Below are 4,844 nucleotides of genomic sequence, written 5' to 3'. Positions count from 1 at the left end.
AGCTCGATCACCTGGGCCTGGACCGAGACGTCCAGCGCGGAGACCGGCTCGTCGCAGACCAGCACGCTCGGTTCGGGCGCCAGGGCCCGGGCGATGCCGATGCGTTGGCGCTGGCCGCCGGAGAAGGCGCGCGGGTGGCGGTCGGCCACGGCCGGGTCCAGCCCGACCTGCTCCAGCAGTTCGGCGACCCGGGCGGCGCGCTGCTCCCGGTCGCCGAGGCGGTGGGCGATCAGCGGCTCGGCGATGATCTGCCCGGCGGTCATCCGGGGGTTGAGCGAGGAGTACGGGTCCTGGAAGACGAGTTGGACCTCGCGGTGCGGCCCGTCGCGCCGTGCCCCGCGGCCGAGTTCCTCGCCGCGGAAGCGGATGCTGCCGCCGGACGGCGGGTGCGCCTGGACCAGCGCCCGGGCCAGGGTGGACTTGCCGGAGCCGGACTCTCCGACCAGGCCCAGGGTCTCGCCGGGGTGCAGGTCGAGGTCGACGCCGTGCAGCGCGGTGACGGCGCGCCGCCGGGAGCCGTACGTCTTGGTCAGGCCGCGGACGGTGAGCAGTGGCCGGGTGCCCGGGGTGCTGTTGGCGGCCGCCCGGGAGGGCTCCTCCAGGCGTGGTACGGCGGCCAACAGCTCCCGGGTGTACGGGTGTTCGGGCCGGGCGAGGACCTCGGCGGTGGCGCCGCGCTCGACCACCCGGCCGTGCCGCATGACCAGCAGCCGGCGGCAGGTCCGGGCGATCACCCCGAGGTCGTGGCTGATCACCACCAGGGCGGTGCCGGTCTCCCGGTTGATCCGGGTCAGCAACCGCAGGATCTGCTGCTGGACGGTGGGGTCGAGGGCGGTGGTCGGCTCGTCGGCGACCAGCACCTCGGCGTCGTGGGCGAGCGCGAGGGCGATCATGATGCGCTGGCGCTGGCCGCCGGAGAACCGGTGCGGGTGGTCGCGCAGTCGGCCGGCGGCGTCGGGGATGCCGACCAGGTCGAGCAACTCGGCGGCCCGGGCCTTTCGTTCGGCCTTCCGCCGGGTGCCGCCGTGGGCGCGCAGCGCCTCGTCCAGTTGGCGGCCGACGGTGAGCACGGGGTTGAGCGAGGACATCGGGTCCTGGAAGACCATGGCGATCCGCCGCCCGCGCAGGGCGCGCAGCGCGGTCTCGGGGAGGGTGGCGAGGTCCTGCCCGGCGAGGTGGACCGAGCCGGCGGTGATCCGGCCGCCGGGCGGCAGCATCCGCAGCAGCGCGAGCGCGGTGGTGGACTTGCCGGAGCCGGACTCGCCGACGATGCCCAGGGTGTCGCCCGCTCCGAGGTCGAAGGAGACGCCGTCGACGGCCGTGGTGCCCTGGGAGTCGGACTCGCCGAACCGTACGGTGAGGTCGGTGACGCGGAGCACGGTGGTCATCGGCGGATCCCCCGGTTCAGGGCCTCGGCGATCAGCGTGAAGCCGAGCACCAGCGCGGTGGTGGCGGCCAGCGGGGCGGCCGCGAAGGTCGGGTGGGTGGCCAGGTAGGCGACGGACTGGCTGAGGATGCTGCCCAGGGTGGGCTCCGGCGGGCGGACCCCGAGGCCGAGGAAGCTCATCGCGCCCTCGATGAACACGCCGAGCGAGAGTGCCACGGCGGTCTGCACGATCAGCGGGTCGACGGCGTTGGGCAGTACGTGCCGCAGCAGCACCCGGGCCCGGGAGGCGCCGCCGACCCGGGCCGCCAGGGCGTACTCGCGCTCCCGCTGGACGAGGATGCCGGCCCGCAACTGCCGTCCGTAGCCGGGGATCTCGGCCAGCGCGATGACGATCACCACCGGCCAGCGGCCCGGGCCGAGGACGGCGGTGACGGCCAGGGCGAGGATGAGCCCGGGGAAGGCGAGCAGCAGGTCGAAGGTGCGCTGGACGGCGAGGTCGGCCCACCGGGAGGTGGCCGCGAGCAGGGCGGCGGAGCAACCGAGCAGGGCGCCGACCGGGACGGCGGTGACGATCAGCGCGAGGTCGGTGCCGATGCCGTGCAGCACCCGGCTGTACAGGTCGCGGCCGAGGTCGTCGGTGCCGAAGGGGTGCGCGGCGCCGGGGCCGGCCAGGGCGAGCGCGCTCTGGGCGTTCGGGTCGGTGCCGGTGAGCAGCGGTGCGAGCAGTCCGGCCAGGGCGACGGCGCCGACCAGGACGAGGCCGGTCAGGCCGCGCGGGCTGAGCAGGGCGGAGCGGTAACGGCCGCGCGGTGCGGCGGACTTGAGGGGAAGGGCGGCGGTGGTCATCGGGTCACTCCCAGCGGATCCGGGGGTCGAGCCAGGTGTAGGCCAGGTCGGTGAGCAGTTGGACGGCCACGTAGACCGCGACCACGAGCAGCAGCAGGTCCTGCACCAGCGGGTAGTCCCGGCGCAGCACGCCCTGCTCGATCAGCTGGCCGAGGCCCGGCCAGGCGAAGATCCGCTCCACCAGGACGGCCCCGGCGACGAGGTGGCCGGTCTGGAGGCCGAGGACGGTGACGGCGGAGGGCAGCGCGTTGGGCAGGGCGTGCCGCCAGACGATCCGCCGCCGGGAGACGCCGAGCGCGGTCGCGGTGCGGACGTAGTCCTCGGCGAGGGCGCGTTCGATGCCGTCCTTGAGGTAGCGGGCCAGCACGGCGGCGCTGGGCAGGGCCAGGCAGAGGGCGGGCATCGCCAGGTACTGCACGGCCAGGTCCGGTTCGGCGAGCAGGGACTCGTGCCCGCCGGCCGGGAGCAGTTCGAAGGAGACGGCGAACAGCAGGACCAGCAGCACACCGGTGACGAACGGCGGGACCGCCAGCACACCGGTGGTGACCGCCTGGACGGCGGCGGCGACCGGGCCGCGCCTGGTGGTGGCGCCGACCACGCCCAGCGGCAGCGCGATCAGCACCACCAGCAGCAGGGCGCCGAGGGTGAGTTGGACGGTGGCGCCGAGGCCGTTGCCGATCAGGTCGGAGACCTGGCCGCCGATCGCGTAGCTCGGCCCGAGGTCGCCGCTCAGCAGGTGGCCGAGCCAGCTGACGTACTGGCCGAACAGCGGCTGGTCGAGCCCGAGTCGACCGCGGATGGCGGCGACGGTGGCGGGGGAGGCGTCCGGTCCGGCGAGTGTGGTGGCCGGGTCGCCGGGGATCAGCCGGAGGATGAGGAAGACCAGGAAGGAGGCGAGGGCGAGGACGAGCAGTCCGCTGGGGAGGCGTTTCAGGAGGAAGGTGCGCATGGGGTTCCGGGCCGTCCTGCTCAGGCCGTGAGGTAGGCGTCGTCGAGGTTGAGGTAGCCGAACTTGTTGAGCGTGACGCCCCGGGCCCGGCGGCCCGCGACCTCGACCAGTCCGGCGATGGCGAGGTCGATCACGAACTCCTCGTCCAGCAGCACGTCGGTGATCTGCTGGTGGAGGGCCCTGGCCTCGGGGCTGTCGCTGTCGCTGCGGTTCCAGGCGCGCTGCACCACGTCGGTGTAGGCGGGGGAGGCGAAGCGGGAGCTGTTCCTGGCCTCGTTGAAGGGGTAGGCGCTCACCGCGAGGGTGGCGGGCTGGAGTTGGGCGAAGCCGTGGCTGAGCGTCCACAGGGCGGGCATGGACTGGGAGATCAGCTGTTTCTGCATGGTCGGGGAGTCGGCGGGCTGGAGCACCGTCTCGATGCCGACCTGCCGGAGGTCGTACTGGAGGATCTGCGCGACGGCGGTCGGCCCGGCCTCGTTGGAGTGGGCGAAGGGCAGGGTGATGTGCTCGGCGCCCGCGTCCCGGAGCAGCGCCCGGGCCCGTTCCGGGTCGTGCCGGTAGTGGGTGGCGCCGGCCTCGGTGTAGGCCGGGGAGGACTTGGGCCAGGGCACCGAGGAGACGGTGCCGTAGCCGCCGAGGGCCTGCTGGACGAGCCGGTCGCGGTCGACCGCCCAGGCGATGGCCTGGCGGACGCGCTTGTCCCGGACGTGCTCGGCGGTGACGTCCACGCCGATGTAGTGGGCGCCGGAGCCGGTGTCGTACTGCCTGATCCGGAACCGCGGGTCGTCGACCAGGGTCGCGGCGTCCTTGCCGCGGACGTTGTAGGACAGGTGGGTCTGGCCGGTCCTGAGCGAGGACAGCAGCGACTCCGCCTGCGGGATGATCCGGATCTCCACGCCGTCGAGGTGGGGGCGGCCGGGGTTCCAGTACTGCTCGTTGCGGGCGAAGGAGAGCGAGGAGCCGGGCTTGCGCCCGGTGAGGGCGAACGGGCCGGTGCCGACCAGCCGGGTGCCGGTGACGGCGTCCTCGATGCTCTCCCGATCCGGGACGATCATGAATTCGAAGAGGTCGAAGAGGTTGCTCACCGGGTGGGCGAGCACCAGGGTCAGCTCGAAGTCGCCGTTCTTGCGGAAGTCGGTGACGGCGGCGGCGGTGGACCTCAACTGGGCGGAGCGGGCCGGGTTCTGGAGGTTCCGGACGGCGAAGACGACGTCGTCGGCGGTGAACCGGCGGCCGCTGTGGAACAGCACGTCCTCGCGCAGCCTGAGGGTCACGTTCAGGCCGTCCGGCGAGACCTCCCAGGCGGTGGCGAGCTCGGGCTGCGGCCGGAGCCGGTCGTCGTACCGGGTGAGGGTGTTGAAGGCGAGGCGCTGGACGAGGGTGTTGGCGCTCACGGCGAAGAGCAGGCTCGGGGTGATGTCGATGCCGGTCGCGACGGTCAGCACGCCGCCCCGGCGCGGGGTGTCGGCGTCCACGGCACCGGCCGCGTTCCGGGCGTGCTCGACGGCCGAGCGGCAGCCCGCGAGCGTCAGCAGTCCGGCGCCGGCGAGGCCCGCGCGCAGCAGGGTGCGGCGGCTCGGGGCGGGGGGACGGGGGAGCGCGGTCATGGCGGTCCTTCGGGGGCGGCTGCGGGTGATCGGGGGCGGTTTCGCGGGGTCGGGG

Annotated in this window: 4 protein-coding genes; all 4 read right to left on the bottom strand. The window is 74.1% G+C overall.

Features of this window, described 5'->3' with window-relative positions:
• Positions 1 to 1,388, bottom strand: a 1,388-nt coding sequence (locus AE652_RS25910; RefSeq protein WP_049655649.1) for an ABC transporter ATP-binding protein, incomplete at its 3' end; no start/stop codon positions are given.
• Complete coding sequence (locus AE652_RS25905) at positions 1,385 to 2,233, bottom strand: ABC transporter permease (RefSeq protein WP_049655647.1); 849 nt, start codon at positions 2,231 to 2,233, stop codon at positions 1,385 to 1,387. The genes AE652_RS25910 and AE652_RS25905, both read right to left, overlap by 4 nt.
• Positions 2,234 to 2,237: 4 nt before the next feature.
• Complete coding sequence (locus AE652_RS25900) at positions 2,238 to 3,182, bottom strand: ABC transporter permease (protein WP_049655646.1); 945 nt, start codon at positions 3,180 to 3,182, stop codon at positions 2,238 to 2,240.
• 20 nt (positions 3,183 to 3,202) lie between these two features.
• On the bottom strand, positions 3,203 to 4,789 hold the full coding sequence (locus AE652_RS25895; protein WP_049655644.1) for an ABC transporter substrate-binding protein: 1,587 nt from the start codon (positions 4,787 to 4,789) through the stop codon (positions 3,203 to 3,205).
• Positions 4,790 to 4,844 lie beyond the last annotated feature (55 nt).

This window comes from Kitasatospora sp. MY 5-36 (assembly GCF_001182915.1).
In the GTDB taxonomy this organism is placed as follows: domain Bacteria; phylum Actinomycetota; class Actinomycetes; order Streptomycetales; family Streptomycetaceae; genus Kitasatospora.
The sequence above is the reverse complement of the archived record's forward strand: the minus strand, read 5'-3'. Positions and strand labels throughout refer to the sequence as shown.